Origin of the sequence: Synechococcus sp. MU1651 (assembly GCF_023630635.1) — a bacterium.
In the GTDB taxonomy this organism is placed as follows: Bacteria; Cyanobacteriota; Cyanobacteriia; order PCC-6307; family Cyanobiaceae; genus Parasynechococcus.
On record NZ_JAKUHJ010000001.1, the window covers coordinates 46,157 to 71,889 of the forward strand.

General features: G+C 64.0%; 26 protein-coding genes. 14 read left to right on the forward strand and 12 right to left on the reverse strand.

What is annotated here, in order from left to right; translation table 11 throughout:
• The first annotated feature begins 36 nt into the window (after window positions 1-36).
• Window positions 37-987, forward strand: coding sequence for an LCP family protein (locus tag NCN05_RS00275; RefSeq protein WP_250396530.1), 951 nt, complete (start codon window positions 37-39; stop codon window positions 985-987).
• On the opposite strand, the gene psbP is transcribed toward NCN05_RS00275, so the two are convergent.
• The gene (psbP, locus tag NCN05_RS00280; protein WP_250396531.1) at window positions 988-1,542 is read right to left on the reverse strand and encodes a photosystem II reaction center PsbP; all 555 of its coding nucleotides are present in this window, start codon (window positions 1,540-1,542) and stop codon (window positions 988-990) included.
• Window positions 1,543-1,676: 134 nt separating this feature from the next.
• On the opposite strand from psbP, the gene recR reads away from it, so the two are divergent.
• Window positions 1,677-2,252 carry a recombination mediator RecR gene (gene recR / locus NCN05_RS00285; RefSeq protein ID WP_170950649.1) on the forward strand — a complete coding sequence of 192 codons (576 nt, stop codon included), beginning with the start codon at window positions 1,677-1,679 and terminating at the stop codon, window positions 2,250-2,252.
• Window positions 2,249-3,148: a lipoyl synthase gene (gene lipA / locus NCN05_RS00290; protein WP_250396532.1), complete on the forward strand. Its 900-nt coding sequence runs from the start codon at window positions 2,249-2,251 to the stop codon at window positions 3,146-3,148. The genes recR and lipA overlap by 4 nt, the downstream gene beginning before the upstream one ends.
• Here lipA and NCN05_RS00295 read toward each other — a convergent pair.
• From NCN05_RS00295 to lysA, 8 genes are all read right to left on the reverse strand, one after another.
• Entirely contained in the window at window positions 3,133-3,630 is a 498-nt protein-coding gene (locus NCN05_RS00295) for a hypothetical protein (RefSeq protein WP_250396893.1), read from the reverse strand. The genes lipA and NCN05_RS00295 overlap by 16 nt on opposite strands.
• Window positions 3,631-3,664: 34 nt before the next feature.
• The gene (locus tag NCN05_RS00300) at window positions 3,665-4,636 is read right to left on the reverse strand and encodes a DUF952 domain-containing protein (RefSeq protein ID WP_250396533.1); all 972 of its coding nucleotides are present in this window, start codon (window positions 4,634-4,636) and stop codon (window positions 3,665-3,667) included.
• A 48-nt stretch (window positions 4,637-4,684) separates the two neighbouring features.
• Window positions 4,685-5,683 (reverse strand): oxygen-dependent tRNA uridine(34) hydroxylase TrhO, encoded by a 999-nt coding sequence (trhO, locus tag NCN05_RS00305; protein WP_250396534.1) that lies wholly within the window; start codon window positions 5,681-5,683, stop codon window positions 4,685-4,687.
• Window positions 5,684-5,749: 66 nt separating this feature from the next.
• Entirely contained in the window at window positions 5,750-5,920 is a 171-nt protein-coding gene (locus tag NCN05_RS00310) for a hypothetical protein (protein ID WP_250396535.1), read from the reverse strand.
• A 265-nt stretch (window positions 5,921-6,185) separates the two neighbouring features.
• Window positions 6,186-7,181 (reverse strand): biotin synthase BioB, encoded by a 996-nt coding sequence (gene bioB / locus NCN05_RS00315; protein WP_250396536.1) that lies wholly within the window; start codon window positions 7,179-7,181, stop codon window positions 6,186-6,188.
• On the reverse strand, window positions 7,178-7,960 hold the full coding sequence (uppS, locus tag NCN05_RS00320) for an undecaprenyl pyrophosphate synthase (RefSeq protein ID WP_250396537.1): 783 nt from the start codon (window positions 7,958-7,960) through the stop codon (window positions 7,178-7,180). Before uppS ends, bioB begins: the two co-directional genes overlap by 4 nt.
• On the reverse strand, window positions 7,957-8,787 hold the full coding sequence (cdaA, locus tag NCN05_RS00325; protein ID WP_115131972.1) for a diadenylate cyclase CdaA: 831 nt from the start codon (window positions 8,785-8,787) through the stop codon (window positions 7,957-7,959). Before cdaA ends, uppS begins: the two co-directional genes overlap by 4 nt.
• A 22-nt stretch (window positions 8,788-8,809) precedes the next feature.
• Window positions 8,810-10,189: a diaminopimelate decarboxylase gene (gene lysA, locus NCN05_RS00330; protein WP_250396538.1), complete on the reverse strand. Its 1,380-nt coding sequence runs from the start codon at window positions 10,187-10,189 to the stop codon at window positions 8,810-8,812.
• 3 nt (window positions 10,190-10,192) lie between these two features.
• Here lysA and NCN05_RS00335 point away from each other — a divergent pair, with 3 nt between their 5' ends.
• The 5 genes from NCN05_RS00335 (at window position 10,193) to NCN05_RS00355 (ending at window position 16,001) form a co-directional block, all read left to right on the forward strand.
• Window positions 10,193-10,708 (forward strand): GNAT family N-acetyltransferase, encoded by a 516-nt coding sequence (locus tag NCN05_RS00335; RefSeq protein WP_250396539.1) that lies wholly within the window; start codon window positions 10,193-10,195, stop codon window positions 10,706-10,708.
• A gap of 176 nt (window positions 10,709-10,884) precedes the next feature.
• Complete coding sequence (locus tag NCN05_RS00340) at window positions 10,885-13,425, forward strand: ATP-dependent Clp protease ATP-binding subunit (RefSeq protein WP_115082544.1); 2,541 nt, start codon at window positions 10,885-10,887, stop codon at window positions 13,423-13,425.
• Window positions 13,425-14,525 carry an iron-containing alcohol dehydrogenase family protein gene (locus NCN05_RS00345; protein ID WP_250396540.1) on the forward strand — a complete coding sequence of 367 codons (1,101 nt, stop codon included), beginning with the start codon at window positions 13,425-13,427 and terminating at the stop codon, window positions 14,523-14,525. The genes NCN05_RS00340 and NCN05_RS00345 overlap by 1 nt, the downstream gene beginning before the upstream one ends.
• Window positions 14,522-15,388 carry an alpha/beta fold hydrolase gene (locus NCN05_RS00350; RefSeq protein ID WP_250396541.1) on the forward strand — a complete coding sequence of 289 codons (867 nt, stop codon included), beginning with the start codon at window positions 14,522-14,524 and terminating at the stop codon, window positions 15,386-15,388. The genes NCN05_RS00345 and NCN05_RS00350 overlap by 4 nt, the downstream gene beginning before the upstream one ends.
• Entirely contained in the window at window positions 15,381-16,001 is a 621-nt protein-coding gene (locus NCN05_RS00355; protein WP_250396542.1) for an LmeA family phospholipid-binding protein, read from the forward strand. The genes NCN05_RS00350 and NCN05_RS00355 overlap by 8 nt, the downstream gene beginning before the upstream one ends.
• Before the next feature lie 6 nt (window positions 16,002-16,007).
• On the opposite strand, the gene NCN05_RS00360 is transcribed toward NCN05_RS00355, so the two are convergent.
• Both NCN05_RS00360 and NCN05_RS00365 read right to left on the reverse strand, forming a co-directional pair.
• Window positions 16,008-16,874, reverse strand: coding sequence for a phosphatidate cytidylyltransferase (locus NCN05_RS00360; RefSeq protein ID WP_250396543.1), 867 nt, complete (start codon window positions 16,872-16,874; stop codon window positions 16,008-16,010).
• Between the two features lie 84 nt (window positions 16,875-16,958).
• A complete protein-coding gene (locus NCN05_RS00365; RefSeq protein WP_250396544.1) occupies window positions 16,959-18,362 on the reverse strand; it encodes an aminotransferase class I/II-fold pyridoxal phosphate-dependent enzyme in 1,404 nt (467 codons plus the stop codon).
• A 50-nt stretch (window positions 18,363-18,412) separates the two neighbouring features.
• On the opposite strand from NCN05_RS00365, the gene NCN05_RS00370 reads away from it, so the two are divergent.
• From NCN05_RS00370 to NCN05_RS00395, 6 genes are all read left to right on the forward strand, one after another.
• Complete coding sequence (locus tag NCN05_RS00370; protein WP_250396545.1) at window positions 18,413-20,062, forward strand: ABC1 kinase family protein; 1,650 nt, start codon at window positions 18,413-18,415, stop codon at window positions 20,060-20,062.
• 71 nt (window positions 20,063-20,133) lie between these two features.
• The gene (locus NCN05_RS00375) at window positions 20,134-20,553 is read left to right on the forward strand and encodes a hypothetical protein (RefSeq protein ID WP_006850033.1); all 420 of its coding nucleotides are present in this window, start codon (window positions 20,134-20,136) and stop codon (window positions 20,551-20,553) included.
• Between the two features lie 121 nt (window positions 20,554-20,674).
• Window positions 20,675-21,403: a response regulator transcription factor gene (locus NCN05_RS00380; RefSeq protein WP_250396894.1), complete on the forward strand. Its 729-nt coding sequence runs from the start codon at window positions 20,675-20,677 to the stop codon at window positions 21,401-21,403.
• A 7-nt stretch (window positions 21,404-21,410) separates the two neighbouring features.
• A complete protein-coding gene (locus NCN05_RS00385; RefSeq protein ID WP_250396546.1) occupies window positions 21,411-22,541 on the forward strand; it encodes a sensor histidine kinase in 1,131 nt (376 codons plus the stop codon).
• Window positions 22,538-23,290: a pseudouridine synthase gene (locus tag NCN05_RS00390; RefSeq protein ID WP_250396547.1), complete on the forward strand. Its 753-nt coding sequence runs from the start codon at window positions 22,538-22,540 to the stop codon at window positions 23,288-23,290. The genes NCN05_RS00385 and NCN05_RS00390 overlap by 4 nt, the downstream gene beginning before the upstream one ends.
• Complete coding sequence (locus NCN05_RS00395) at window positions 23,266-24,201, forward strand: helix-turn-helix domain-containing protein (protein WP_250396548.1); 936 nt, start codon at window positions 23,266-23,268, stop codon at window positions 24,199-24,201. The genes NCN05_RS00390 and NCN05_RS00395 overlap by 25 nt, the downstream gene beginning before the upstream one ends.
• On the opposite strand, the gene malQ is transcribed toward NCN05_RS00395, so the two are convergent.
• Entirely contained in the window at window positions 24,135-25,703 is a 1,569-nt protein-coding gene (malQ, locus tag NCN05_RS00400) for a 4-alpha-glucanotransferase (RefSeq protein ID WP_250396549.1), read from the reverse strand. The two genes, NCN05_RS00395 and malQ, sit on opposite strands and share 67 nt — an antisense overlap.
• Window positions 25,704-25,733: the final 30 nt, after the last annotated feature.

Here is a 25,733-nt window from a genome sequence, read left to right on the forward strand (position 1 = left end):
GACGAGCGCGCCAAGATGCTGCATAGCGTGTGTGCCATGCCACAAGCCCCTCCTGCTAAGGCGTCATCTGAGGCCATCAACTGGCCGATGGTTGCTGCTGTGGTGGCGGGTCTCAGCGGCGGCCTGATTCTCTCGGTTCCGCTGAGCCGGTTGATCACCGCGCCATCCAGCACGGCAGATCAACCCTTCGCGCTGCCTCAGCCTCAGCCCGCGCCGCTGGCCAACCCGTTTGTTGGGTGGACCGGCTTCGGGGCCAGGGAGGTGGTGGTGCTGGGCCGGGACCGCACCGGCAGCAACACCGATGTGATCTTCACGGTGCGGGTGGATGGCACCACCACGTCGATTACCCAGATCCCTCGCGACAGCTACATCGATGCCGAGGGCTTCGGCGGCATCAAGCTCAATGCGCTGATGGCCTACGGCGGCGTGGAGGCGGTGGAGCGGGAGTTGTCGCGCCTGATGAACCGCCCGATCCGTCACCACATCGTGGTGCGCCTGGATGCGATCGAAACCCTGGCCAACCTAGTGGGGGGCATCGAAGTGGATGTTCCCAAGCGCCTGTATTACGTCGATCGCAGTCAGAACCTGTTGATCGACCTGCAGCCAGGCCCTCAGCTGTTGAAGGGCAAGGATCTGGAGGGTTTTCTGCGTTGGCGCAACGACGGCCGCGGCGATTTCGGCCGGCTGGAACGGCAGCAGCTGGCGCTGAAGGGGCTGTTTGAGCAGATGAAACAACCGCAGAATCTGATCCGCCTGCCGGCCTTGATCACTGCGGCAGGGCAGGCGTTGGAGACGGATCTGGGGCCAATGGAACTGGGCGGGTTGGTCACCGCCATGGGCACCACCGAACTTGAGGCCACCAGCCTGAGGGCGGTTCCGTTCGATGCCGAAGGCATCAGCTATCTTGATACGGAGTGGCCGGCGAAGTCGAGCAGTGGCGCCGATTCAGGTGATCCCAACGGCCGGCGTTTCCGCTTCCTGTTCTGATCAGATCAGCAGGGTGAGTGAGCGCACCACCCGGCCGCAGAGGTCACCCACCTTGGCCCAGCGGTCTTCGTTGACGCTGGTGGCCAGGGTGTAAAGCCGGCCGCGGTCCACCACGACGGTCGCCAGCTCGTGGCGGTCACGGTCTTCCAGGTGCACGGCGTATTCAAGGTCGTAGAAGGTGTGGCCATTCACCTCACGCTCCTGCGCTTCCACGAGCTCAGCGGTGCGGCCGCTGCCGGCGGTCGCGATCACTTCACGGCGCAGGCGCTCTCCCACGGCAACGGCACTGCCCAGTTCACTCAGCTCGTTGTCTTCGTTCACCTTGTTGATCATCAGGCTCACGGTTTCATCGCTGTGGATCAGGTCGTGAAACACCACACGGGGTCCGTTGCTCACCTGCACCTCGGTCCAGCCGGTGGGATAGAGGAAGGCGAAACGGCCATCCGGGCTCTGGTACGACTGCAGTCCTGCAGTCGGTCCCGCTGCGCAGGCCCCCAGCACCAGTGCCAGAACGCCGCAAACGATCACGCGACTCAGAGACTGGAGGAGCTGCATCAGCGGGGCGATCAATCCACGGGTCATTCTGCCGTTGTGGCCTGATGGTCGTGGCCTTTGTTGCGGCAGATGATCTCTGCAACTCCTACATTTCCCGCATCGGCGGCAGACCCCTGAGCGGCTTCACCAAACCGTTGGCTCGGCTGATTGATCAGTTCGAGCGTCTGCCCGGCATCGGCCCGCGCACGGCCCAGCGGCTCGCGTTGCATCTGCTGAACCAACCGCAGGAGCAGATCCACCAGTTCGCTGATGCCCTGTTGGCGGCTCGCACCCAGGTGGGCCAGTGCCAAACCTGTTTCCACCTCTCCGCTGATCCGGAGTGTGAGATCTGCCGCAACCCCGAGCGCCGCAACGGCGTGATCTGCGTGGTGGCTGATTCCCGCGATCTGCTGGCGCTGGAGCGCACCCGAGAATTCCAGGGGCGCTACCACGTGCTCGGTGGTCTGATTTCACCTATGGATGGCATCAGCCCGGAGCTGCTGCATGTCACCGAATTGGTGCAGCGCATCACCAACGAGGAGATCAGTGAAGTGATCCTGGCCCTCACCCCCAGCGTGGAAGGGGACACCACCAGCTTGTATCTGGGGCGGTTGCTGAAGCCCTTCTGCTCGGTGAGCCGGATCGCCTACGGCCTGCCCATGGGCAGTGAACTGGAATACGCCGATGAGGTCACCCTGAGCAGGGCCCTGGAGGGGCGCCGGCCGGTATGAGCAAGTACAGCGCCATCCCTCCGGCCGAGCGACTGCCGGACTGGCTGCGGCGGCCGATCGGCAATGCCTCTGAATTGGAGCGGGTGCAGGGGCTGGTGAAGCACAACCGTCTCCACACCATCTGTGAGGAGGGGCGCTGCCCCAACCGCGGCGAGTGCTACGCCGCCGGAACGGCGACGTTCCTGTTGGGCGGCTCGATCTGCACCCGCAGTTGTGCCTTTTGCCAGGTGGACAAGGGCCAGGCCCCGATGCCGGTGGATACCGCAGAAGCCGAACGTGTGGCCGATGCGGTGGAGGCGATGCAGCTCCGTTACGTGGTGCTCACGGCGGTGGCCCGTGACGATCTCGCCGATCACGGCGCCAGCCTGTTCACCAGCACCATGGCGGCGATCCGGGCCCGTAATCCGCTGATCGCCCTTGAGGTGCTCACCCCCGATTTCTGGGGGGGCGTGGCGGATCACGATCAGGCGGTGACGGCCCAACGGGAGCGGCTGGCCACGGTGCTTGAGGCCCAGCCGGTGTGCTTCAACCACAACCTGGAAACGGTGCAGCGTATGCAGGGGGAGGTGCGCCGCGGTGCCACCTATGAGCGGTCGCTGGGTTTACTGGCGGCTGCCCGTGAGCTGGCTCCTGAGATCCCCACCAAGAGTGGCCTGATGCTCGGCTTGGGCGAGAGCCGCGAGGAGGTGATCGCCACCCTCAAGGATCTCCGCAACGTGGATTGCCAACGGATCACCCTGGGGCAGTACCTGCGCCCCTCGCTGGTGCACATTCCGGTGGCCCGCTATTGGACGCCCCAGGAGTTCGATGAGCTGGCGGACGTGGCCCGAGAGCTGGGCTTTGCCCAGGTGCGGAGTGGTCCGCTGGTTCGCAGCAGCTATCACGCCGCCGACTGACGCCAGCCCCGCAGGCTGCGCTCCAGCACGGTGGCCAGATCACCACTCATCAGGGCCCCGGCGCCGCCCCAGACCATGCGCAGGGGCAGATCCCAGAGCGCCGCCTCCACATCGCGAGTTTTGCCGAAGCCGCGTTGGCGGAAGTAGCGCACCAACCGGCGGTGCTGCTGTTCGTCGTCGCGGATGGCCAGCAACCGGGCCCGTGAGCAGGGGGTGGCCTCCTGGGCCCAGGCCATGGTGGCCGCCCAGATCAGATCACCCACGCCGGCAGGCGCCTTTGGCATCACTCGCATCGTGTCGAGCTGCAGGCCTGTGGCGGCGGGATAGGCCCATCCCTTCATTTCCCCCAGCAGCAACAGGCTGCCGCTGGCGGTTTGCTGGGCTACCACCAGCCGCAGGCTCCACAGCCCCAGGGGGCGGCCCACTTGCAACCTCAGCAGCAGTCCCCGATCACGGGCTTCGGCTTCCAGTTGCTCAAGCATCGATTGGGATCTGGCCACGGTCATGGTCGTCCGGTCATGCTGCTGCGGGCATGGTGCCGACCGAGCGCACTGCCTCCAAGGGCAGCGGCCCGTAGAGATGGGGGAACAGTTCGCCGGTGGGGATGGCATCGGCCCGCAGGGGAGCGTTCACGGAAGCGGGATCAATCTCCAGCAGCAGCACCTCGCCGGCGTCGGCGTAGAACCGCTCAAAGGTCGCCTGCACCTGCTCTTGCCAGGAGCAGTGGATGAAGCCCACCTGCTTCAGGCTCATTCCCCGGGTGGAGATGCGGTAGCTGCCGTTGGCCTCGGCGGCCTGCCAGTCGGCCTTGAGGGCCAGGTGAAACAGGGCTTGATCCTTGGGAACTGCCACGGCATCGGCGGGGAAGTGGTGTTGTTGCCCCCCGGCATTCCAGGGGTCGGCCCGCTGCATCAGCCGCTCAAAGCGGGGGTCCTCGAGGAAACGCTGGAGCCACTGGCGAAGAGCTTCCAGGCTGTTGTCGTTGTCGAATCCCTCGGGATCTGCGATCCGCCACTGCCGCACGAACGGCCAGAGGGCGGCATCCGCCAGCGAGCAGCGCTTGCCAAGCAGCCAGCCCTGATCAGCGATCCTCTGGTTCCAGTTCTGAAGGATTGTCAGCCCGGCGGAGCGTTGCTCCTCTTTGTTGGTGCCGGGGTAGCGGTCGGTGTATTTGAAGCGGTCGAGATGATGTTTGAACGCACCGTCGTTCTGCTCGATCAGCGCTGAGGCATCGCCGGCGTTGCGCAGCTCGCGAGGGTCTGCTTGATCCAGGGCCCAGTGCATCACCGCCAGGCTTTCTTCGATCACTCTGCCGTCCGGCAACACCAACACGGGCACGGTGCCCTTGGGGGAGACCGCCAACATCTCCGCCGGCTTGGCCTTCAGTGCGATCTCCCGCCACTGAACCAACAGTCCTGCTTCCAGCAGAGCCCAGCGGGCGCGCATGGCGTAGGGGCAGCGTCGAAAGCTGTAGAGGATCGGCAGCACGGCATCGGGGTGGTCCCTGCCAGGGATTGTCCGATGCGGACTGACTGCTCAGGCCTGCTGCTGGTCGATGTTGTGTTGGTCGATCTGACTTTGATCAATCTGGCTTTGATCGATCTGACGCTGACGCATGGCGAAGCGTTCCCGGTCGGCATCGCTGAAGCGATCCACGCAGTGCACGCACTGCACCCCCTTGATGTAGCTCGGCAGTTCGCGTTGCTGGGCTGACACCGGCAGGCCGCAGGCGTGGCAAAGGCTGTGCTCTCCAGGTTCCAGCCGGTGGTTCAACGCCACCCGTTGATCAAAAACAAAGCACTCCCCTTGCCAGCGGCTTTCGGCTTCCGGCACCTGCTCGAGGTACTTGAGGATGCCGCCCCGCAGGTGGTGCACCTCCCCGAAACCCTCTTGCTGCAGGTAGCTGCTGGCTTTTTCGCAGCGGATCCCGCCGGTGCAGAACATGGCGATGCGCTTGCTGCCCTTCTCTTCGATCAGGGGCCGCAGCGTGGACTCTGCCCAGTGCGGGAAGTCGCGGAAGCTCTCGGTGCTGGGGTCGATGGCCCCCTCGAAGCTGCCGATCGCCGTTTCGTAGCTGTTGCGGGTGTCGATCAGCAGGGTGTCGGGATCATCCACCAGGGCATTCCAGTGTTCGGGTTCCACATAGGTGCCCACGCTGGCGCTGGGATCCACGCTGGCCACGCCGATGGTCACGATCTCCTTTTTGCGGCGGGCCTTGAAACGGCGGAACACCGGTTTTTCGGCCCAGCTGCGCTTCACCTCGAGCCGTGCGTAGTGGTCGTCGCCCAGATCCAACGAGGCGCGCAGGTGATCCAGCAGCGCATCAACGCCGTGCTCTGGTCCGCTGATCGTGCCATTCACCCCTTCATGGGCCACCAACACAGATCCGAGCACGCTGCCTTCGCGAGCCAGGCTCGGCAAGCTGCTCAGCAATGCCTCCCGACGCTCGTCATCCAGGGGCGTGAAGGCATAGAACGCCGCCACCAGGAGTCGGCTGTCCTTGGCCAGCACAGGCTCCAGGTTGCTTGGATCCACGCGCTTACAGGTTCAACAGTCCTCCAGCCTGCATCAGGCCGGAGTGTGCCACCGCGTTGTTGGTTGTCAGGCTTTCCTGCTGATCCGCACCGAAGCCGGCTTCAGGGGACAGGCCAGGGCATGGAAGGGCTTGTGCCCTCCTTCAAAGATCAGGCTTCCCATCGGTTGAGCGTTGGCGCTGTCGATCTTCATGGCTGGATCACAGACCAGCACGGTGTAGCTCAACCGGGATGCCACCCACAATGAGTGTTTTGTGCAGTGTTTCCGGTTGGTGACAGTCGGGATGGTCCGCTCAGAAGCTGTCAGGCCTGATCTCAAGAGCGGTGACGCTGCCGTTCGTCTTTGATGGTTTCAAGGATCACCGAGAGAACGAACAGACCGAGCAGCAAGGGGATGACGAGGGGATCAATCACGGCGCCTCATCGAAGGGCTGTTTCCGGACTAGCCCTGCGCCCCCTCAACCTGTGTGCCAGTGGGGTGATCGTTACATGGGTGCAGCTGGTCAACGGGGCGAGCAGCTGGCCGGAGCCGCCGCGCCCTCCTGCCAGTTGGCGGTCACCCCCGCATCGGCGAGCAGTTGGCGGTCGGCCTCCACGTCCGGGTTGCCGGTGGTGAGCAGAACATCGCCGTAGAAGATCGAATCGGCCCCCGCCTGGAGGCAGAGGATCTGCGCTTCCCGGCTCATCGATTCACGGCCGGCGCTCAACCGCACCCGGGCATGGGGCATCAGGATCCTTGCCGTCGCCACCATTCGCACAAGCTCCAGCGGTTCAAAGGGAGCCTGCTCTTCCAAAGGTGTGCCTTCCACCGCCACCAGCCCGTTCACCGGAACGCTTTCGGGATGGGGGTTCATGCTGGTCAGTACCTGCAGCATTGAGGCGCGGTCCCGCAGGGTTTCACCCATGCCGATGATGCCGCCGCAGCAGAGGGTGACGCCGGCCTTGCGCACCCGTTGCAGGGTTTCCAGCCGTTCCTGATAGGTGCGGGTGGAGATGATCCGGTCGTAGTGCTCGGGGCTGGTGTCGAGGTTGTGGTTGTAGGCCGTGAGGCCAGCTTCGGCCAAGCGTTCCGCCTGCTGGTCGGTGAGCATCCCCGCGGTCACGCAGGCTTCCATCCCCATGCCGCGCACCCCCCGCACCATTTCGAGCATCGCCTCAAAGGGAGCGCCATCGCGGATCTCCCGCCAGGCCCAGCCCATGCAGAAGCGATCAGCTCCGGCTTCCTTGGCGGCCCGGGCCCGTTGAAGCACCGGCTCCACCTGCATCTGGGCCTCAAAGGCGGTGACGTCACTGCTGTTGTGGATCGACTGAGAGCAGTAAGCACAGTCTTCTTCGCAGCCCCCCGTTTTCACGCTCAGCAACGAGGCCAGCTGCACCCGGTAGCCCGGGTTGGCTTCCCGATGCACTGTTTGGGCCTGCCAGAGCAGCTCCATCAAGGGAAGTTCCAGCAGGGTCTGGATCTCCTCGGTGGTCCAGTCGTGGCGGATGCTGAGGGTCATGGGCGGATCGGATCAAGACCGCCGAAGCGGCGGTGGCGACGTTGGAAATCGCGCAGGGCGGCTTTCAGTGCATCGGCATTGAAGTCAGGCCAGAGCACATCGGTGACGTGAATTTCGGCGTAGGCCAGCTGCCAGAGCAGGAAATTGCTGATTCGGTGTTCGCCGCTGGTGCGGATTAATAGATCGGGATCCTGTTCGCCAGCCGTGAACAGTTCGGCGGCGATGCTGTTCTCGTCGATGCTGTCGGGGTCCAGCTCCCCGGCTGCAGCGCGTTGGGCCAGCCGCTGAGCGGCTTGCACCAGCTCCCGTCGACCGCCGTAGTTGGTGCAGACGTTGAAGTGAATGCCGTTGTTGCCCGCCGTCCGGGCCGTGGCATCGGCAATCAGCTCCTGCAGTTTCTGGGGCAGGGCCTTCAGATCGCCGAGAAAGCGAATCCGCACCTGTTCGGCCTCGAGCGCCTGCAGTTCGGCCTGCAGCACCCGTTCGAACAGGGTCATCAGGAAGTTCACTTCCTCCCCTGGGCGCGACCAGTTCTCCGTGGAGAAGGCGTAGGCCGTGAGGGCTTGAATCCCCCAGTCGCTGCACAGTCGCAGTGTGGCTTTCAGCGCTTCAACCCCAGCCCGATGCCCCATCACGCGGGGCAAACCGCGGGATTTAGCCCAGCGACCGTTGCCATCCATGATCACGGCCACGTGCTGCGGGAGCCGACCCGGGTCGAGGTCCGCAGGCAGAAGCGAACGATCGGCCGTGTCAGTGTCGGTGGCCGGAGGACGGCTCAAGACAGCGATTCAGACGGAGCGCTACCCACCGTACGCCGTGCTGGCGGCATCGATTCGGCGGTGCTGAACAGCTCCCTGAGCAATTCCTGGAGGCGTGAACTGGTGATCGGTCGTTCCAGCTTGCCCTGGTTCGCCAGAGACAGCGTGCCGGTTTCTTCCGACACAACGATGCAGATGCAGCGATCGAAGCGCTCCGTGATCCCGAGGGCCGCTAGGTGGCGGGTGCCGAAACGGCTCACGCTGTCCCTCGACAGGGGAAGAATCACCCCCGCCGATTCGATGCGATTGCCCCGCACCAGCACGGCACCGTCGTGGAGGGGGGTGTCGGCGGCGAACAGGTTGAGCATCAGCTCGCGACTCAGCACCGCACCAATGGGGATGCCTGGATTGAGAAAGTCCTCAGGCCTCAGGTCGCTGCCCAGGTCCACCACGATCAGGGCTCCACGCCGCAACTGCGACAGCCGGCCTGCTGCCTCGGTGATCTGGCTGACGGTGCCTGCCGAAGCGCTGAATTCTTTTTGGGGATTGCCCAGCAACACGGCCAGACGACCGGTCCCCAGCAGTTCCATCAGGCGCCGCAGCTCCCCCTGCCAAAGGATGGCCAGGGAGAGCGAACAGGCCATGACGAGCGCGTCCACCAGCTTTGTGGTGAGGGGCAGGTTGGCGAAGCGCTGGACGAACCAGGCCATCGCCACAAGAAACAACCATCCCCGGAGCAGCCAGAGGGTGCGCTGCTCGTTGACGCGGGAAAAAAGCAGAAAGCCGATGGAAGATGCAAAAAGAACGTCGAGCACAAGGCGCGGATCCACCACCGCCAACACGTTCACTCCGCCCTTCTCATCACTGCTGTCAACGTAACGCGTTGAATCGTTCTGGCAAAACGTCGTAGCGCAGCAGGTCATCCGGCTGCTCCCGCTTCTGCACCAGTTCAGCTGCCCCGTCGTGCACCAGAACGGCAGCGGGCCTCGGGATCCGGTTGTAGTTCGAACTCATCGAGGCGTTGTAGGCACCGGTGGCAAACACGGTGACGATGTCACCGCTCTCGGTGGTGGGCAGGGGCAGGTCCTTCAGCAGCACATCGCCGGATTCGCAGTGCTTGCCCACCAGGTTCACGCTTTCGTCTGACTTGGCCAGGGGGCGATCGGCCAGGCAGCAGGTGTAGAGCGACTGGTAGGTGATCGGGCGAGGGTTGTCGCTCATGCCACCGTCGATGGCCACGTAGGTGCGCACGTTCGGGATCGTTTTGCGCGAGCCCACCGAGTACAGGGTCACGCCGGCGGTCGCCACCAGGGAACGGCCCGGTTCGCACATCAACCGCGGCAGCTCGAGGCCCCGTTCCTGGCAAGCGGTGGTGACGGCTTCGGCCACCACCTGGATCCACTGCTCAATGCTCGGGGGGTCGTCCGACTCCACGTAGCGGATGCCCAGGCCGCCGCCCACGTTGAGGTCGCTCACGGGATGGCCCAGGTCACGGGCCAGTTTCAGCTTGTCGGCCATCACCGCCGCCAGATCCCGGTGGGGTTCGAGTTCAAAAATCTGGGATCCGATGTGGGCGTGCAGCCCGGTGAGTTGGGCCCAGGGCTGTCCCACCAGGCTGCGCAGCACGGGTTCCACCTGGTCGGGATCGAAGCCGAACTTGCTGTCCAGGTGACCGGTGCGGATGTATTCGTGCGTGTGGCACTCGATGCCTGGGGTGAAGCGCAGCATCAGGCGAGCCGGTTCGGCTCCAGCGGGCACCAGTTCGGCGAGGCGATCGAGATCGTGCTGGTTGTCCACAACGATCGTCACCTTGTTGGCGTACGCGAGCAGCAGCTCCTCGTCAGATTTGTTGTTGCCGTGCAGCACCATCCGCTCTCCGGGCATCCCCCCACGCAGTGCGGTCAGCAGTTCACCGGCTGACACCGCATCCAGACCCAGCCCCTCGGAGGCCGCCAGGCTGCTCATCACCAGGGAGCTGTTGGCCTTGGAGGCGTAGATCGGCAGGGATGGCCCGGCGTAATGCTTCTCCAGGGCCTGGCGGTAGGCCCGGCACGTGGCCCGAACGGTGGCTTCGTCCAGCACATACAACGGTGTGCCGTAACGCTCGGCCAGATCGCTGAGACGACATCCGCCCACAACAAGACGGTCGGTGTCGTCGAGTTCTGTGGTGATCGGGGTCAGGTTGCGATTGGGGCTCTCCGCATCCCGGTTGGCCTCGAAGGGCCGTTGACTGGTGATGGTTTGGGTCACGGAGTGGCGGCGTCGAAGGGCAATCTAGGAATCGACCCTGCAGGGGGCGAACCGACTGCGCAGATCCTGCGTCTGGACCCGTCCTGGCAGCAAGCCTGTCTGGCACTGGATCAACGGGCGCTCAACGGCCTCTGGACCGCAGAACAATGGCGGCGTGAGCTTGACGACCCCCGGCGCCTCTGCATCGGTCTTGTGCAGGCCGAAGCCCTGTTGGGGGTGGCCTGCGGCTGGATGGTGGCCGATGAACTGCACATCACGGCGGTGGCTGTGGATCCCGACAGGCTTCGCAGCGGCCATGGAGGTGTGCTTTTGAAAGCACTGTTGCAACGGGCACGACAGCACGGTGCCGTGCACGCCACCCTCGAGGTGGCCAGCGACAACGTTGCCGCTCTGGCGCTTTACGCCAAAGCCGGTTTTCGCATCGCAGGCACCCGTTCCGGGTACTACTCCGATGGTCGCGACGCACTTATTCAGTGGTGTCGCATCCCGTCAGCGCCGTCGCCCACCTCGGCGGCTTGAAGTTGTTCGGTTTCCCGTCCCTGGGAGACAAAAAAAGCGGTGAATCTTGTGGGATTCATTGATATTTTTTGTGTGCTTCAGGCCAGTCTCAGACTGGAAAGTGACCGAACAAACCGAACACTCGCAGCAGGCCCTCAACCCTGATAGCTTGGTCGCATCACTGCATTGGCCCAGCGATGTTTGAACGCTTCACCGAGAAGGCCATCAAGGTGATCATGCTGGCTCAGGAAGAGGCCCGCAGACTTGGTCACAACTTTGTTGGTACCGAACAAATCCTCCTCGGCCTGATTGGCGAGGGAACGGGGGTTGCCGCCAAGGTGCTCAAGTCCATGGGGGTCAACCTCAAGGACGCCCGGGTTGAAGTTGAGAAAATCATCGGTCGTGGATCTGGCTTTGTCGCCGTTGAGATCCCCTTCACTCCCCGCGCCAAGCGCGTCCTGGAGCTGTCTCTGGAAGAGGCCCGTCAGCTTGGTCATAACTACATCGGCACTGAACACCTGCTGCTCGGTCTGATCCGTGAGGGCGAAGGTGTTGCAGCCCGCGTGCTGGAGAATCTTGGCGTCGACCTGGCCAAGGTGCGCACCCAGGTGATCCGCATGCTCGGTGAAACAGCTGAGGTGTCCGCCGGTGGTGGTGGCGGCGGTGCCAAGGGATCCACCAAAACCCCCACCCTCGACGAGTTCGGCAACAATCTCACCCAGCTCGCCACCGAAGCCAAGCTCGACCCGGTGGTGGGTCGTCACAACGAAATCGATCGCGTCATCCAGATCCTGGGTCGCCGCACCAAGAACAATCCCGTTCTGATCGGCGAGCCCGGTGTCGGTAAGACCGCCATCGCTGAAGGTCTGGCCCAGCGCATTCAGCAGGGCGACATTCCCGACATCCTTGAAGACAAGCGCGTCCTGACCCTGGATATCGGTCTGCTGGTGGCCGGCACCAAGTACCGAGGTGAGTTCGAAGAGCGCCTCAAGAAGATCATGGAGGAGATCAAGGCGGCCGGAAACGTGATCCTCGTGATCGACGAGGTGCACACCCTGATCGGTGCCGGCGCTGCTGAGGGGGCGATCGACGCCGCCAACATCCTCAAGCCGGCCCTCGCCCGCGGTGAGCTGCAGTGCATCGGCGCCACCACCCTCGACGAGTACCGCAAGCACATTGAACGGGACGCCGCCCTGGAGCGCCGTTTCCAGCCGGTGAACGTGGGTGAGCCGTCCATCGACGACACCATCGAAATTCTTCGCGGCCTGCGCGAGCGCTACGAACAGCACCACCGCCTCAAGATCACCGACGACGCCCTTGTGGCGGCTGCAACCCTCGGTGATCGCTACATCTCGGATCGCTTCCTGCCCGACAAGGCCATCGACCTGATCGATGAAGCCGGTTCCCGCGTGCGTTTGCTCAATTCGAAGCTGCCCCCCGCGGCCAAGGAAGTCGACAAGGAACTGCGTTCCGTCCAGAAGGAAAAGGAGGATGCCGTTCGCGATCAGGACTTCACCAAGGCCGGTGAACTGCGCGAGAAGGAAGTGGAACTGCGGGAGCAGATCCGTTCTCTGCTTCAGGCCAACAAGGATGAGGTCAAGGCTGACGCAACTTCTGAATCCGGTGAAACAGCTGCAACTGAAGCACCTGCTTCGGACAGCTCACCGATGGTGAACGAGGAGGACATCGCCCAGATCGTTGCCTCCTGGACCGGTGTTCCGGTGCAGAAGCTCACTGAGAGCGAGTCGGTCAAGCTGCTCAACATGGAGGAAACCCTCCACAAGCGCCTGATTGGTCAGGACGAAGCCGTCAAGGCGGTGTCCAAGGCCATCCGCCGTGCTCGGGTTGGCCTGAAGAACCCCAACCGCCCGATCGCCAGTTTCATCTTCTCCGGCCCCACCGGTGTAGGTAAAACCGAGCTCACCAAAGCTCTGGCGACCTATTTCTTCGGAAGCGAAGAGGCGATGATCCGCCTCGACATGTCGGAATTCATGGAGCGCCACACGGTTAGCAAGCTGATCGGCTCGCCTCCGGGCTATGTGGGCTTCAACGAAGGCGGTCAGCTCACCGAAGCGGTGCGTCGTCGGCCTTACACCGTGGTGCTCTTCGACGAAATCGAAAAGGCGCACCCCGATGTGTTCAACCTGCTGCTGCAGCTTCTGGAAGACGGCCGTCTGACCGATTCCAAGGGCCGCACGGTCGACTTCAAGAACACCCTGATCATCATGACCTCGAACATCGGTTCGAAGGTGATCGAGAAGGGTGGCGGCGGCCTCGGCTTCGAGTTCTCCGGTGAAAGCGCTGAGGAGTCTCAGTACACCCGGATCCGTTCCCTGGTGAATGAGGAGCTCAAGCAGTACTTCCGGCCTGAATTCCTCAACCGTCTCGACGAAATCATTGTCTTCCGTCAGCTCAACCGCGACGAGGTCAAGGAGATCGCCGAGATCATGCTCAAGGAGGTCTTTGGCCGCATGGGCGAGAAGGGCATCACCCTCACCGTGTCCGATGCCTTCAAGGAGCGCCTGGTGGAGGAGGGCTACAACCCTGCCTATGGCGCACGTCCGCTGCGTCGGGCCGTCATGCGTCTTCTCGAGGATTCCCTCGCTGAAGAGGTGCTGTCGGGTCGGATCAAAGACGGCGACCACGCCGAAGTTGATGTCGATGAGAACAAGAAGGTGGTGGTCCGTCACAAAGGTCAGGTGGACACGGCACCGCAACTCGCCGGTGCCAGCGTCTGATGGTTCGATCCATCTCGTCCCACTCCATTGCCCCCGCCAGCGTCTTGCGGGGGGATGGAGCCTGGGATGAGGCCTTGCCTCAGATCAAATCCCTCTGTTCACGCCCGCTGGTACTTGGTCGCAGTGCTTCCACTGCTGATCAGCGTCAGCGTTTGGTGTCGGATCTCCTGGCCCAAGGGCTCAAGCCCCTCCAAGCTCAGCTTCAGTTCGACTGCTGTGAGCAGGATCTCCAGAGGCTGGCTGCGGAAGCCCAGGGCTGTGACGCCGTTTTGGCCGCGGGGGGCGGAAAAGTGCTGGACGCCGGCAAGTTGCTGGCCCATCGCCTTTCCTTGCCCTGCATCACCGTTCCACTGAGCGCCTCCACCTGCGCCGGTTGGACGGCTCTCTCCAACATCTATTCCCCTCAGGGTGCTTTCGAAGGGGATGTGGCCCTCGATCGCTGTCCTGATCTTCTTGTCTTCGATCACGGCCTGGTGCGTCAGGCCCCACCCCGCACGCTGGCCAGTGGTGTCGCTGATGCCTTGGCCAAGTGGTACGAAGCTTCAGTGAGCAGCGGCGACAGCAGCGATGGTCTGGTGCAGCAGGCCGTGCAGATGGCACGTGTCCTACGGGATCAATTGCTGATCGACAGCCTCACGGCGCTGGAGGATCCAGACAGTGAAGCCTGGGTGCGCACCGCCGAAGCCTGTGCTCTCACAGCTGGGGTTATGGGAGGACTGGGAGGTGCCCGTTGCCGCACTGTTGCGGCCCATGCCGTTCACAACGGCCTCACCCAGCTGGAGGCCTGTCACCACGTTCTGCATGGCGAGAAGGTGGGCTTCGGAATTCTTGTGCAGCTTCGTCTGGAGGAACGTCTGGGCGGCAACCGGCTTGCAGGCCAGGCACACCGCCAGCTGTTGCCGCTGCTGCGGCAGCTTGGTCTGCCCGTCAGCCTTGATGATCTGGGTCTGGCGCAGGCCAGCCTCAGTGAGTTGCAGGAGGTGTGTCGCTTCGCCTGCCGTGATGGTTCCGATCTGCATCATTTGCCCTTCGCTGTGACGCCTGGTGCTTTGCTGGAGGCCCTTGTGGGCGCTGCCGAACTCAGCCCCAGCAGCCTTTGAAGACGCTTCTGGATCAATTGCGGCCGGCTCTGCTTGACCCGCAGGCCGAGTCCCTGGCCGCTGAGGTGCAGTGGTGGACGTTGCCGGGTCTGGGTGTGGATGATCCGTTCCCGGTGGCGGTGCTCGGCCAGGGCGCTCCGTTGTTGCTGCTGCATGGTTTCGACAGCAGTTTTCTCGAATACCGGCGCCTGGCTCCCCTCCTGGCCGATCGCTTTCAGCTGTTCATCCCCGACCTGTTCGGTTTTGGTTTTTCGCCGCGTCCCCGGGGCCTGACCTACGGGCCAGAGGCTGTGTTGCGGCATCTCGATGCCCTGCTGGAGCGGCTTCCCACAGACGCTCCCTTGAGCCTGATCGGGGCCTCCATGGGAGGGTCCGTAGCCGTGGAGCTGGCCCGGCGTCATCCCGAGCGTGTGGCTTCTCTGCTGCTGCTGGCTCCTGCCGGTCTCACGGGGCGTCCGATGCCTGTTCCGCCCCTGTTGGATCGTTTTGGTGCCTGGTTCCTGGGGCGTCCTGGTGTGCGGCGGGGGCTGTGTCGCCAGGCTTTCGCTGATCCCGATGCGGATGTGGGTGCTCCTGAAGAGCAAATCGCCTCGTTGCACCTGCAATGCTCCGGCTGGGCGGAGGCCTTGGCGGCCTTCGCCCGCAGCGGTGGTTTCGCCGGATGTGGGGATCCCCTGCCCTCCCAATCACTGCACGTGATCTGGGGTGACAACGATCGGATTCTGCGTGCTCCGCAGAAGCAGGCGCTTCAGGCCTTGTTGGATCAGCCAGTGGAGACCTTCCCTTCCTGCGGCCATCTCCCCCATATCGATCAGCCCCGCAAGGTGGCTGAGCGGTGTGAGGCGCTGTTGACCCATGGCTGATCCCGTTCTCAATGTGCTGGCAGGGGCCCTGCGCCTATGGATTCGCAGCCAATGCGACAGCATCGGCAGCCTCGAACTGGCCCTGAACGGCTCCAGCTGGTCGTTGCTGCGGGGGCGTCTGGATGGTGTGACCCTCAGGGCGAGGGATGCCTGTTTCCAGGGGCTGCCCTTGCAGCATGTTGAGTTGCGCAGCGGTCCGATTGCGGTGGACATGAAGCTGCTCAGTCCCGGTCAGATGCTGGCCCTGAAGCAGCCGTTCCAGGTGGCGGGCGAGGTGAGTTTCAACGGCCGTCAGCTCAACAGCGCGTTGCTGGCCGAACCCTGGCGCTGGCTCGGGGACTGGATGGCCGAACAGCTGATGGGGCTCAGCCCGTTGGGGGCGCTGCGCATTGACGTGGATCTGCTCGAGTTGCAGGTGCCCGTCGCGGCCCATCAAGAACCTGTTCGCCGTCGCTTCCGCATCAATGCGGAGCAGGGAACGTTGTGCTTCCGGCCGGAGACCGCCGATGAACCGCGCACCTTGCTGCCGATGGACCCCGCCATTCGAATCGAGCAGGTGCAGCTGGGGGGGGGCCAGCTGGCCCTCAAAGGTCAGGCCAGCGTCACCCCATAGCGCTGCTTATGGGGCCAACAGTGGTTGGCATAAAGCGATCGCGTAAAAGACCACCGCTGGGGTGAACAGATAGCTGTCGATCCGGTCCAGGATCCCGCCATGGCCGGGCAGCACGTCACCGGAGTCCTTCACGCCTGCATCGCGTTTCATCATCGATTCCGTCAGGTCTCCCACCAGGGCGAACAGAGCGATCAGGGCCCCCAGCAGCAGGCCTGGCAGGCCATGCAGCGCCCAGCCCATCAGCTGGCCGCAGATCAGGCCCATCAGCATGGCCGAGATGAATCCACCGATCGCCCCCTCGATGGTTTTCCCTGGGGAGATCGGTGAGAGGGGCCGTCGCCCGTAACGCCGTCCCACGGCCCAGGAGCCGATGTCGGTGGCCACGATCATCAGGCAGGCCGACAGGGTGATCTCCAGACCGTTGTCCAAACCGCGCAGACTCAGCCAGTGGCTGGGCAAAAAACCCAGGTAGAACAGCCCGAAGATCGATGCCGCAATGTCGGCGATGGACCCCGTCACCGGTTGCAGCAGCAGCCAACCGCAGATGGCGGCTCCAGAGAGCGGCAGAACAGCGTGAGCCACATCAGCCGGCAGCCCGCCCTGGATCGCCCACTGGGTGGTGAACAGCAGCAGTTGGCAGGCCACCAGGGTGGTTTTGGTGGCGGGGCGAATTCCCTTGAATTGCGCCATCCGGAAGAACTCCAGCAGGCCAAGGTGCACCATTCCCCCCAGCGCGGCGGTGAACCACCAGCCCCCCAGGCTCACGACAAGCAGGCCAAAGCCCCCCACACCGAGGCCACTGATCAACCGCTTGCGCAGGGCTGCTCGGGCCGCTGGTGCTTGGCTCTGATCGAGGACAACCTCACGGATCACGCTGATTGGAGGCGTCCTGGATTCACACTATCAATCGCTGTTGGCCGTGATCTCGAGGCTTGAGGCCACCTTTGCTGTCCCAGCTCAGCCCCCACTCACCACAGTCAGTGCGTCTGGGATCTGGTCTCCCCAGAACAGTTGCTGGCGTTCAAGCCAGCGCTGCCGCTGGCGATCGAGGCGTTCGCCGGGAATCAGCAGGGGGATGCCCGGTGGGTAAGGGCACAGCAATTCAGCCGCGATGCAGCCCTCCGCATCCTTCAACGCCACCTGTTGATGATCCGCCGTCCAGGCCTGGGTCGGTGACTGGGCTGGGGAGGTGACCAGCGGAAGCGGTGGGGCTTCGAAGGCTGGCAAGGGAGTGCGATCGGGGAAGCTGCGCAGCAGGTTCTGCCAGTGGTGTCGCATCTGCCGTCCCAGCCCTCGGTGGCGTGCCAGCCCCAGGCAGAGGGTGAGGCTGGCTGGCTCCGGCAATTCGCCCACCAAACCGCGGGGCAGGAACCAATCGTCGGCATCAAGGCCGGTGATGCCCGCCTGCCCCGTGTGCAGGATCAGGCGCAGCGGATCCTGGTTGCTCAGCAGAGGCACGCCGCTGTGGCGCAGGCCATCGGCGAGCGCTTCCGCCTCCTGGAGCCGCTGCAGCAACTGACGGCGTCCCTTGCGTCGTTGCCAGTGTTGAAGGGCTTCTTCGCAGGAGGCCAGCAGCAGCGCACTGGGGCTGGTGGTTTGCAGCAGGCCCAGGCTGCGTTCCACACGCACGGGATCCAGACGCTCCCCCTGCAGCCAGAGCACCGCTGTTTGCGCCAGTGCTGCAGCCGACTTCTGCAGGGAATGCACCACCAGATCAGCGCCGCAGTGCAGAGCGCTGGGGGGGAGGGGATGGTCCACCTCAGCGGCAAAATGACAGCCGTGGGCTTCATCCACCAGCACGCAACAGCCCTGTTGCTGCAGCCGCTTAATTACTGCCGTTGGGTCATTGGCATAGCCCTGGTAGGTGGGATGCACCAGAACTGCAGCACGGACGGGGGCTCCATCGCGGGGCAGGGCCTGAAGCACCCGTTCGATCCAGGCCGAATCCGCCGGTGCCGGCTGGCCCCGGTCGCTTTGAAAGGGGAGATCGAACAGCACCGGCCGCAGGTCCCCAAGAACACAGGCCTGAATCAGGCTGCGATGCACGTTGCGGGGCAGCAGCACCCGCTCTCCGGGCCGGACCATGGCCAGCAGTGCGGCCTGCAGCAACCCCGTGGCCCCGTTCACCCCGTACCAGCAGCGCGCCACCCCCATCGCTGCCGCGGCGGAGCGTTGGCTGTCTGCGATGGCGCCGTCCGCCTCCAGCGGACCGCCAAGGGCTGGTAGTTCCGGCAGGTCCCAGACGCCGGCGCGGCGTCGCAGCAATTGACGCAGTCCATCCGGAAGGGCAGCCCCCCGTCCGTGGGCCGGCAGAAACAGGGGCTGACCGAGGCGACGGGTGAGCTGGGGCAGAAGCGCCATCAAATCCCCCTGATCTCCTTAAAGTCTCTCTCTGTACTCAGCGCGATGCGATGCGTTACGACCCCGGGCGGGATCTCGGCTGGCTTCTGCTGCGTCCCTGGGTCGCCATTCCGCGCCTTGTTCAGGTGCTGTGGTCCCTGGCGGGGCTGGTGCTGGTGCTGCTGCTGCGTGGAGGCAGCAATGACCCCGCCGTTCAGCAGGGCCTGGCGCTTCGCATTCTCAACACCCTGACGGGTCTGGGGCCCTGCTTCATCAAGCTGGGACAGGCCCTCTCCACCCGGCCGGACCTGGTGCGTCGGGACTGGCTGGAGGAACTGACGCGCCTGCAGGACGATCTGCCGGCCTTTCCCCACGCCACCGCTTTGGCTTGCATCCGCGAGGAACTCGGTGCGCCGGCCGAGGAATTGTTTGAGGAGTTTCCCGACACGCCGATCGCCGCCGCCAGCCTGGGCCAGGTGTACAAGGCCCGTCTGCAGGGCCACCACTGGGTTGCGGTGAAGGTGCAGCGGCCCAATCTCACCTTCATCCTGCGGCGGGATCTGGTGTTGATACGGGCTTTGGGGGTGATGACGGCGCCGTTGCTGCCGCTCAACCTCGGTTTCGGGCTGGGCGGAATCATTGATGAGTTCGGCCGCAGCCTGTTCGAGGAGATCGATTACGGCCTGGAAGCGGCCAATGCCGAGCGGTTTTCGGCGCTTTTCGCAGATAACGATGCGGTCTATATCCCCAAGGTGGAGCGGATGCTCAGCTCCACCCGGGTGCTGACCACCACCTGGATTGATGGCGCCAAGATGCGCGACAGCGAGGAGCTGCGTTCCCAGCGTCTTGACCCAACGGCGTTGATCCGCACGGGCGTGATCTGCGGCCTGCAGCAACTCCTGGAGTTCGGCTATTTCCATGCCGATCCCCACCCCGGCAACCTCTTCGCCCTGCCGGGTCGCACCGGCGATCTCGGCCATGTGGGGTACGTCGACTTCGGGATGATGGATTCCATCAGCGACAGCGATCGGCTCACCCTCACCGGTGCTGTGGTGCACCTGATCAACCGTGACTTCTCCGGGTTGGCCAAGGACTTCCAATCCCTCGGGTTTCTCAGCCCCATGGCCGATCTCACGCCGATCATTCCTGCCCTTGAAGAGGTGCTGGGCGGCAGCCTCGGCGACTCGGTTGGATCGTTCAACTTCAAGGCGATCACCGACCGTTTTTCGGAGCTGATGTTCGATTACCCCTTCCGGGTTCCGGCGCGCTTCGCCTTGATCATTCGGGCCGTCGTCAGCCAGGAAGGCCTTGCCTTGCGGCTGGATCCGAACTTCCGAATCATTGCTGTGGCCTATCCGTACGTGGCCCGTCGACTGTTGGCGGGTGACACCAGCGAGATGCGCGAGAAGCTGCTGGAGGTGATCTTTGATGAATCAGGCCGCCTGCGCCTGGATCGGCTGGAAAGCTTGCTGGATGTGGTGGGTCAGGACGCTCCCGCTCCTGGGAAGGAATTGATCCCTGTGGCTGGGGCAGGTCTGCGGCTGCTGCTCAGCCGAGATGGTGCCGACCTGCGCAAGCGTTTGCTGATGACGCTGATCCGTGACGATCGTCTGCACACCGACGACGTGCGTGCTCTGGTCGGCCTGCTGGGTCGCACCTTCGGCCCAGGGCGTCTGGCCGGCGGCTTCTTGCAGCGTCTCAACCCCTTGGCGGCAGCGTGATCCTGAGATCACGATTCCAGCGAGATAGTGGAACTCACCGCTAAGGTCTCAGCTCTTTGAGATCGGCGTCGATGCCTGAGGAGATCAGCGCCCAGGAGCTTGAGCAGCTGCTCCAGATGATGACCCTGCCCCAGCCCCCATACCTGCTGGCGGGCATCGGTCTGTTGATGGGCGTGCTTTGCGGCCTCACCTTCGGCCGTCAGGTGCAGAACAAATTGGATGGCTGGAAGCAGGACCGACTCCCCCTGATGCCCCTGGGGACTGCCGAGATCAACCTCAGCTATGCCGGCACCCTCATTGGGGTCACCCTGTTCATCGGCTGCTGCCTTCAGATCTTCGGGTTTGCCTCTGGCGCTGCCCTGTTGGTGGCCCTGCTGCTCTCGCTGCTGACCGGTGGTGCCTTGTTTTCTCAGCTGGAGCGCCTGATGCAGCAGGTTGAAGCGGGCAAGTTCAAAGCGGTTGATTTCGACAACTTCGACGAATTCTTCTAAGCCTTTTCTTTTGAGCGTTGTTTCGCCGGGCCTGTTTCTCTGGGATCTGGGCCCTTAAGCGAAGCCGCTGTTCTGCTTTGTCGGGTTTCGTCCTCGGTCAGAATGGATGCGCTCCCGCCTCATGGACGTGACAACCCTGTCTGCGGCTGTCTCCACCCGTCGTCTCCTCGTGGTGGAAGACGACGACAGCATTCGGGAAACAGTCGGAGAGGCCCTGCGCGCGGAAGGTTTTGAGGTGCAAACCTGCGCCGATGGCGCCTCAGCCCTCAATCTGATCACCGCTGAAACTTCAGATCCGGTGGATCTGATCGTGCTCGATCTGATGCTCCCCGGCTTGGGGGGGCTTGACCTTTGCCGCGAGCTCCGTCGCATCAACAACACCACCCCGATCCTGGTGATCAGCGCCCGAGACAGTGAGACCGATCGGGTGCTGGGGCTTGAGGTGGGCGCCGACGATTACCTGGTCAAACCCTTTGGGCTGCGCGAACTGGTGGCCCGCTGCAGGGCCTTACTGCGGCGGTCAAGTCAATCTGAGACGTCGCCCTCCCAACCGCATTCCTTCACTCACGCCAACCTATGCCTGTATCCCAGTGAATGCAGGGTCACCCGGGATGGAACGGACCTCACACTCTCTCCCAAGGAATACAAGATCCTCGAGCTGTTCATCCAGAACCCCAAGCGCGTCTGGAGTCGCGATCAGCTGCTGGAGAAAATCTGGGGTGTCGACTTCATCGGTGACACCAAAACCGTGGATGTTCACATCCGCTGGCTGCGGGAAAAGGTTGAGCAGGAGCCCTCATCGCCTCAGTTGATCCGTACGGTTCGCGGCTTCGGTTATCGCTTCGGCTGAGGTTGCTGTGGTGATCTCCGCCGCACTCGGCTTTGCAGCTGGCATTGGGATCACGCTTCTGCTGCAGCGTCGACGCCGCGTTCTGGCGTCCAAGCGAACGTCCAAGGATCGCTCCATCGTCTTGAACGCTCCCCAGCTGCTGGCCTGGATTGATGCGGCCACCCAGGGCTGGATGATCCTGGCCCCGGACCACTCCATCGCTTACATCAACGACAGGGCCGAACGCCTTCTTCATATCCCCTCCAATCGCCTGGTTCGTGGCATGAAGCTCCGGGATGTCCTCGACATTCCTGTCTTGGAGGAGTTGATCTTCAGCAGCCGCTATCAGCTGCGTTCCCAGCGTTGTGAATGGGATCAACAGGGGACCCCGCTGGAGGCGGTTGTTCTGCCGGGCAGTGACGAATGCTGGCTGGTGCTGATCCAGAGCCGTCAGTCCCTCGAAGCCCAGCAACAGCAGCAGGAACGCTGGGTGAGTGATGTGGCCCATGAGCTCAAGACCCCCCTCACCGCGCTGATGCTGGTGAGCGATCGGCTGGAACTGGCCGTCAAGGAAGACGACACGGCTCTGGTGCAACGGCTGCAGAAGGAAATCCGGCGTCTTCAGCTGCTGGTGGAAGACCTGCTGGAGCTGTCGCGGTTGGAGAACAGCCTGCCGCAGGACGACAGCGAGCATGTGCCCCTCACCCTGGAGGATCTGGTGGACAGCGCCTGGGGATCCATTGGCCCGATCGCGGAGGAACGGCGGGTGACGCTGCAGCTGGATCGCAGCGAATGCGGCCCCCTGCGTGGTGATCAGCGCCGGTTGCACCGTGCGGTGCTCAACCTTCTCGACAATGCCCTGCGCTACTCCCCTGATGAGAGCAGCATCGACGTGTCCGTGCGCCAGAGCGGCGGCTGGTGGTTGCTCAGCATTCGTGACCATGGCCCTGGCTTGAGTGAGGCCGATCTCACGCGCATGTTTCAACGCTTCTACCGGGGGGATCCCTCCCGCACCCGCTCCAATCGCAGCGGCAGTGGCCTGGGCCTGGCCATCGTGCAGCAGATCGCCGTCAACCATGGCGGCCGAATCGAAGCCCGCAACCATCCCGCCGGTGGAGCCTGCATGGATCTGCTCCTGCCCCGGGAACCCCTGCAATGACGCGCCAGCGCCTGCAGAAACTAATCGCTGCTGCCGGCCTCTGCTCCAGGCGCCGGGCTGAGGAATGGCTGCAGGCCGGCCGCGTGACGGTGGATGGTCAGGTCGCCCGCGTTGGCGACCAGGCCGATCCGCAGCAGCAGACGATTCATGTGGATGGTCAGCCGTTGCCGTCCCGTGGTGTGGCGCGGGTGCTGCTGATCAACAAGCCGGTGGGGGTGATCTCCAGCTGCGATGACCCGCAGGGTCGCCGCACGGTGCTGGACCTGCTGCCCCCGGAGCATCGGGCTGGTCTTCACCCCGTTGGCCGTCTGGATGCCGACAGCCACGGTGCGCTTCTGCTCACCGATCTGGGTGAGCTCACCTTGAAACTCACCCACCCGCGCTACAGCCACGCCAAGACCTACCGGGTGTGGGTGAAGGGTGTGCCGCCGGAGCCGGTCCTCGATCGCTGGCGTCGGGGTCTGCCTTTGGATGGTCGCTTGACCCGCCCTGCTCGGGTGCGCCGGTTGCGGGCCTGGGGTGACCGCTCGCTTCTGGAGATTGAGCTGCGGGAAGGGCGTAACCGACAGATTCGCCGGATGGCGGAAGCCCTGGGCCATCCGGTGCTGGACCTGCAGCGCACGGCCATTGCCGGGTTGCCGCTCGGTGATCTGGCCGAGGGGTGCTGGATCTGGTTGAGCGAGGGAGAATGGAAGCCCTTGCTCAAACGGGCTGACCCGATGGAGTGGCCCAACAGCCCATGCGACTGAAGCGTCCAGGACTTTGGTGGCGACGTCCGCGCAAGGGTTCCAGCCCTGATGCCGGCACGGTGGAGGCCCAGGAGCAGCAGCGTCAGGATCTGGGGCTGCTGCTGCGACGGCGCCGCGAGGAGCTGGGACTCTCATTGCGTGATCTGGCCAATGAGACCCGGATCACCACCCCCGTGATCGAGGCCCTGGAGCGGGGCTGGCGTGATCGCCTGCCCGAGCGGGCCTACCTCGCCTCGATGCTTCCTCAGATCGAGCGTCGCCTGGCCCTGCCCGGGGGATGCCTCGACCCCCTGCTTCCCCCGCCGGTGTTGCTCCGCCGCGGACCCGCCAAAGCGGGTCTGGCTCGCTTCACCCTGGGCAACATCGATGTGTTCACCACCTGGCAGGGAACGGTCGTTTATGCGGCGGTGATCGCCTTCAGCCTGCTGGCCATCAACCGTCAACAACAGGACCTGGCCCTACGCAACAGCCTCAGCCTCGAGCCAGTGCGTGCTGATGTGGAGGCGATCAGCCGTGGTCCGAACCCGGTGGGTTCAGACGAAGGCATCGCAGCCCTGCGCCCCCTGGAACAGGTTCAGAAACGCACGCCTCAGCAGTGGCTTGATCTGGTGCGGGATGCCCTGCCGCAGTCCCAGGGGGTGCTGGAGGTTGTTGTGGCTGAGCCAAGAGAGCTGCAGCTCTCCAGCGGTGGGGGAGATCGGGTTCAATTCGCAACGAGCGCCGGCACGCTGACCCTGCAGTTGATGGCCCCGATCGAGGTGCGCCTTGACCCCCCGGCTGGTGCTGAGGATCAGGTGCTCTGGAATGGAGAGCCTCTGCCTGTGGATCAAGAGCGGCCGGGGATCTATCGGGTCAACAAATTGCCTGCTCCGGAGAGCGACCTCCCCCAGACCGCTCCCCTGCTCCCGTAGCCGCCCAAGGCATTCCCCAGCGCGGCATCAAAGCTGCCCAGCCTCCAGCTCCAGTTGCCTTCGCAGGTGCCGGGGGTGTTGAACCTGGCCCGGTCGTCGAGGTGCATCAGGTCCTGCAATGGGGCGATCACGAGGCCTGCGGTTGTGGCAAAGGCCATGTCGAGCAGATGCCAGGCCGGAGCACTGATCTCACCATTCACCCGCGTAGCGATGCGGGCGCGGCTGTCGGCATCCAGCCCGTTCCACCACCCCAGCGTTGTGGGGTTGTCGTGGGTGCCGGTGTAGACGACCCAGCGATGCCCATCGGTGTTTTCCGGCAGATAGGGGTTGTCGGATGCGCCGTCGAACGCGAACTGCAGCACTTTCATGCCCGGCAACTGGAAGGCATCGCGGAGTTGTTCCACATCCGGTGTGATCACGCCGAGATCCTCGGCAATCAAGGGAAGGGAGCCACCGGCATCCCTGCGCAGCTTGCGCAGCAGGGCGTGACCCGGTGAGGGCTGCCACTGACCGTTCTCTGCGGTGCTGTCACCACCGGGGACAGCCCAGAAGGCCGCAAGGGCCCGGAAGTGATCCAGGCGCAGCAGATCCACCATCTCCCGCTGGCGCGCAATTCTTTGCCGCCACCAGCGGAAGCGCGTGATCCGATGCTTCCCCCAGCGGTACACCGGTGAGCCCCACAGCTGTCCGGTTTCCGAGAAGTAATCGGGCGGAACACCGCTCTGGGTGGTGAGCTGGCCGTTCTCCTTGACGGTGAAGAGCGAACGGTTGCTCCAGACATCGGCGCTGTCACTGCTCACATAGAAGGGCAGATCGCCAAACAGCTGGATGCCCAGGTTGGTCGCCTGGCGGCGGATCGCCTGCCACTGCCGGTCGAGCTGCCATTGGATCAGCTGTTCCCGCAGCAAGGCGTCATGGTGTTGCTGCGCCCAGGCCTTGAGGGCTTTGTTGTCATGCCGGGCCAGCGGCAGCGGCCACTCCCACCAAGCGGTGTTGTGTTGGTCGTGCAGAACCTGGAAATGGGCATGGTCCTGCAGCCAGCTGCGCTGTCGTTGCGCCCAGCGATTGAAGGCGTCATGTCGTGATGGATCCTGCTTGGGCCAGGCGGCAAGCAGGGCATCCCCCAGGGCAGTGGCCCGTTGCTGGGCCAGGCTGAACTCCACACGCTCTGCACCCTCCAGCGCTGCATCAGCCCCTGGAGCGTCCCTGAGCGCTTCTTCGCCGATGAACCCCTCGTTGGCCAGGTCCTGTCCGTCGAGGAACCAGGGGTTTAGGGCATTGCAGGAGGGAGAGCTGTAGGGCGAGCCGGTGGGATCCGGCGGCGCCAGGGGCAGCATCTGCCAGACGCCGATGCCATGGTCGGCCAGCAGCTGGAGCCAACGGCGGCAGGGCTCACCAAAGCTGCCGCATACGGGGCTGCCTGGCAGGGCGGTGGGATGCAGCAGCACCCCGGTGCTGCGCCCCCTTCCGGCCTTGGCCGGGTCAACGGTGGACTGATCCATGGGGGGGCCTTGGTCACCCAAGGATGGCGG

Excerpts from the sequence above, each read along its gene's own strand:
- NCN05_RS00275 (WP_250396530.1), top strand. The coding sequence starts at position 37 with ATGCCACAAGCCCCTCCTGCTAAGGCGTCATCTGAGGCCATCAACTGG.
- psbP (WP_250396531.1), bottom strand. The coding sequence starts at position 1,542 with ATGCAGCTCCTCCAGTCTCTGAGTCGCGTGATCGTTTGCGGCGTTCTG.
- lipA (WP_250396532.1), top strand. The coding sequence starts at position 2,249 with ATGAGCAAGTACAGCGCCATCCCTCCGGCCGAGCGACTGCCGGACTGG.
- NCN05_RS00295 (WP_250396893.1), bottom strand. The coding sequence starts at position 3,630 with ATGCTTGAGCAACTGGAAGCCGAAGCCCGTGATCGGGGACTGCTGCTG.
- bioB (WP_250396536.1), bottom strand. The coding sequence starts at position 7,181 with ATGACCCTCAGCATCCGCCACGACTGGACCACCGAGGAGATCCAGACC.
- NCN05_RS00340 (WP_115082544.1), top strand. The coding sequence starts at position 10,885 with ATGTTTGAACGCTTCACCGAGAAGGCCATCAAGGTGATCATGCTGGCT.
- NCN05_RS00345 (WP_250396540.1), top strand. The coding sequence starts at position 13,425 with ATGGTTCGATCCATCTCGTCCCACTCCATTGCCCCCGCCAGCGTCTTG.
- NCN05_RS00355 (WP_250396542.1), top strand. The coding sequence starts at position 15,381 with ATGGCTGATCCCGTTCTCAATGTGCTGGCAGGGGCCCTGCGCCTATGG.
- NCN05_RS00365 (WP_250396544.1), bottom strand. The coding sequence starts at position 18,362 with ATGGCGCTTCTGCCCCAGCTCACCCGTCGCCTCGGTCAGCCCCTGTTT.
- NCN05_RS00370 (WP_250396545.1), top strand. The coding sequence starts at position 18,413 with ATGCGTTACGACCCCGGGCGGGATCTCGGCTGGCTTCTGCTGCGTCCC.
- NCN05_RS00375 (WP_006850033.1), top strand. The coding sequence starts at position 20,134 with ATGCCTGAGGAGATCAGCGCCCAGGAGCTTGAGCAGCTGCTCCAGATG.
- NCN05_RS00380 (WP_250396894.1), top strand. The coding sequence starts at position 20,675 with ATGGACGTGACAACCCTGTCTGCGGCTGTCTCCACCCGTCGTCTCCTC.
- NCN05_RS00390 (WP_250396547.1), top strand. The coding sequence starts at position 22,538 with ATGACGCGCCAGCGCCTGCAGAAACTAATCGCTGCTGCCGGCCTCTGC.
- malQ (WP_250396549.1), bottom strand. The coding sequence starts at position 25,703 with ATGGATCAGTCCACCGTTGACCCGGCCAAGGCCGGAAGGGGGCGCAGC.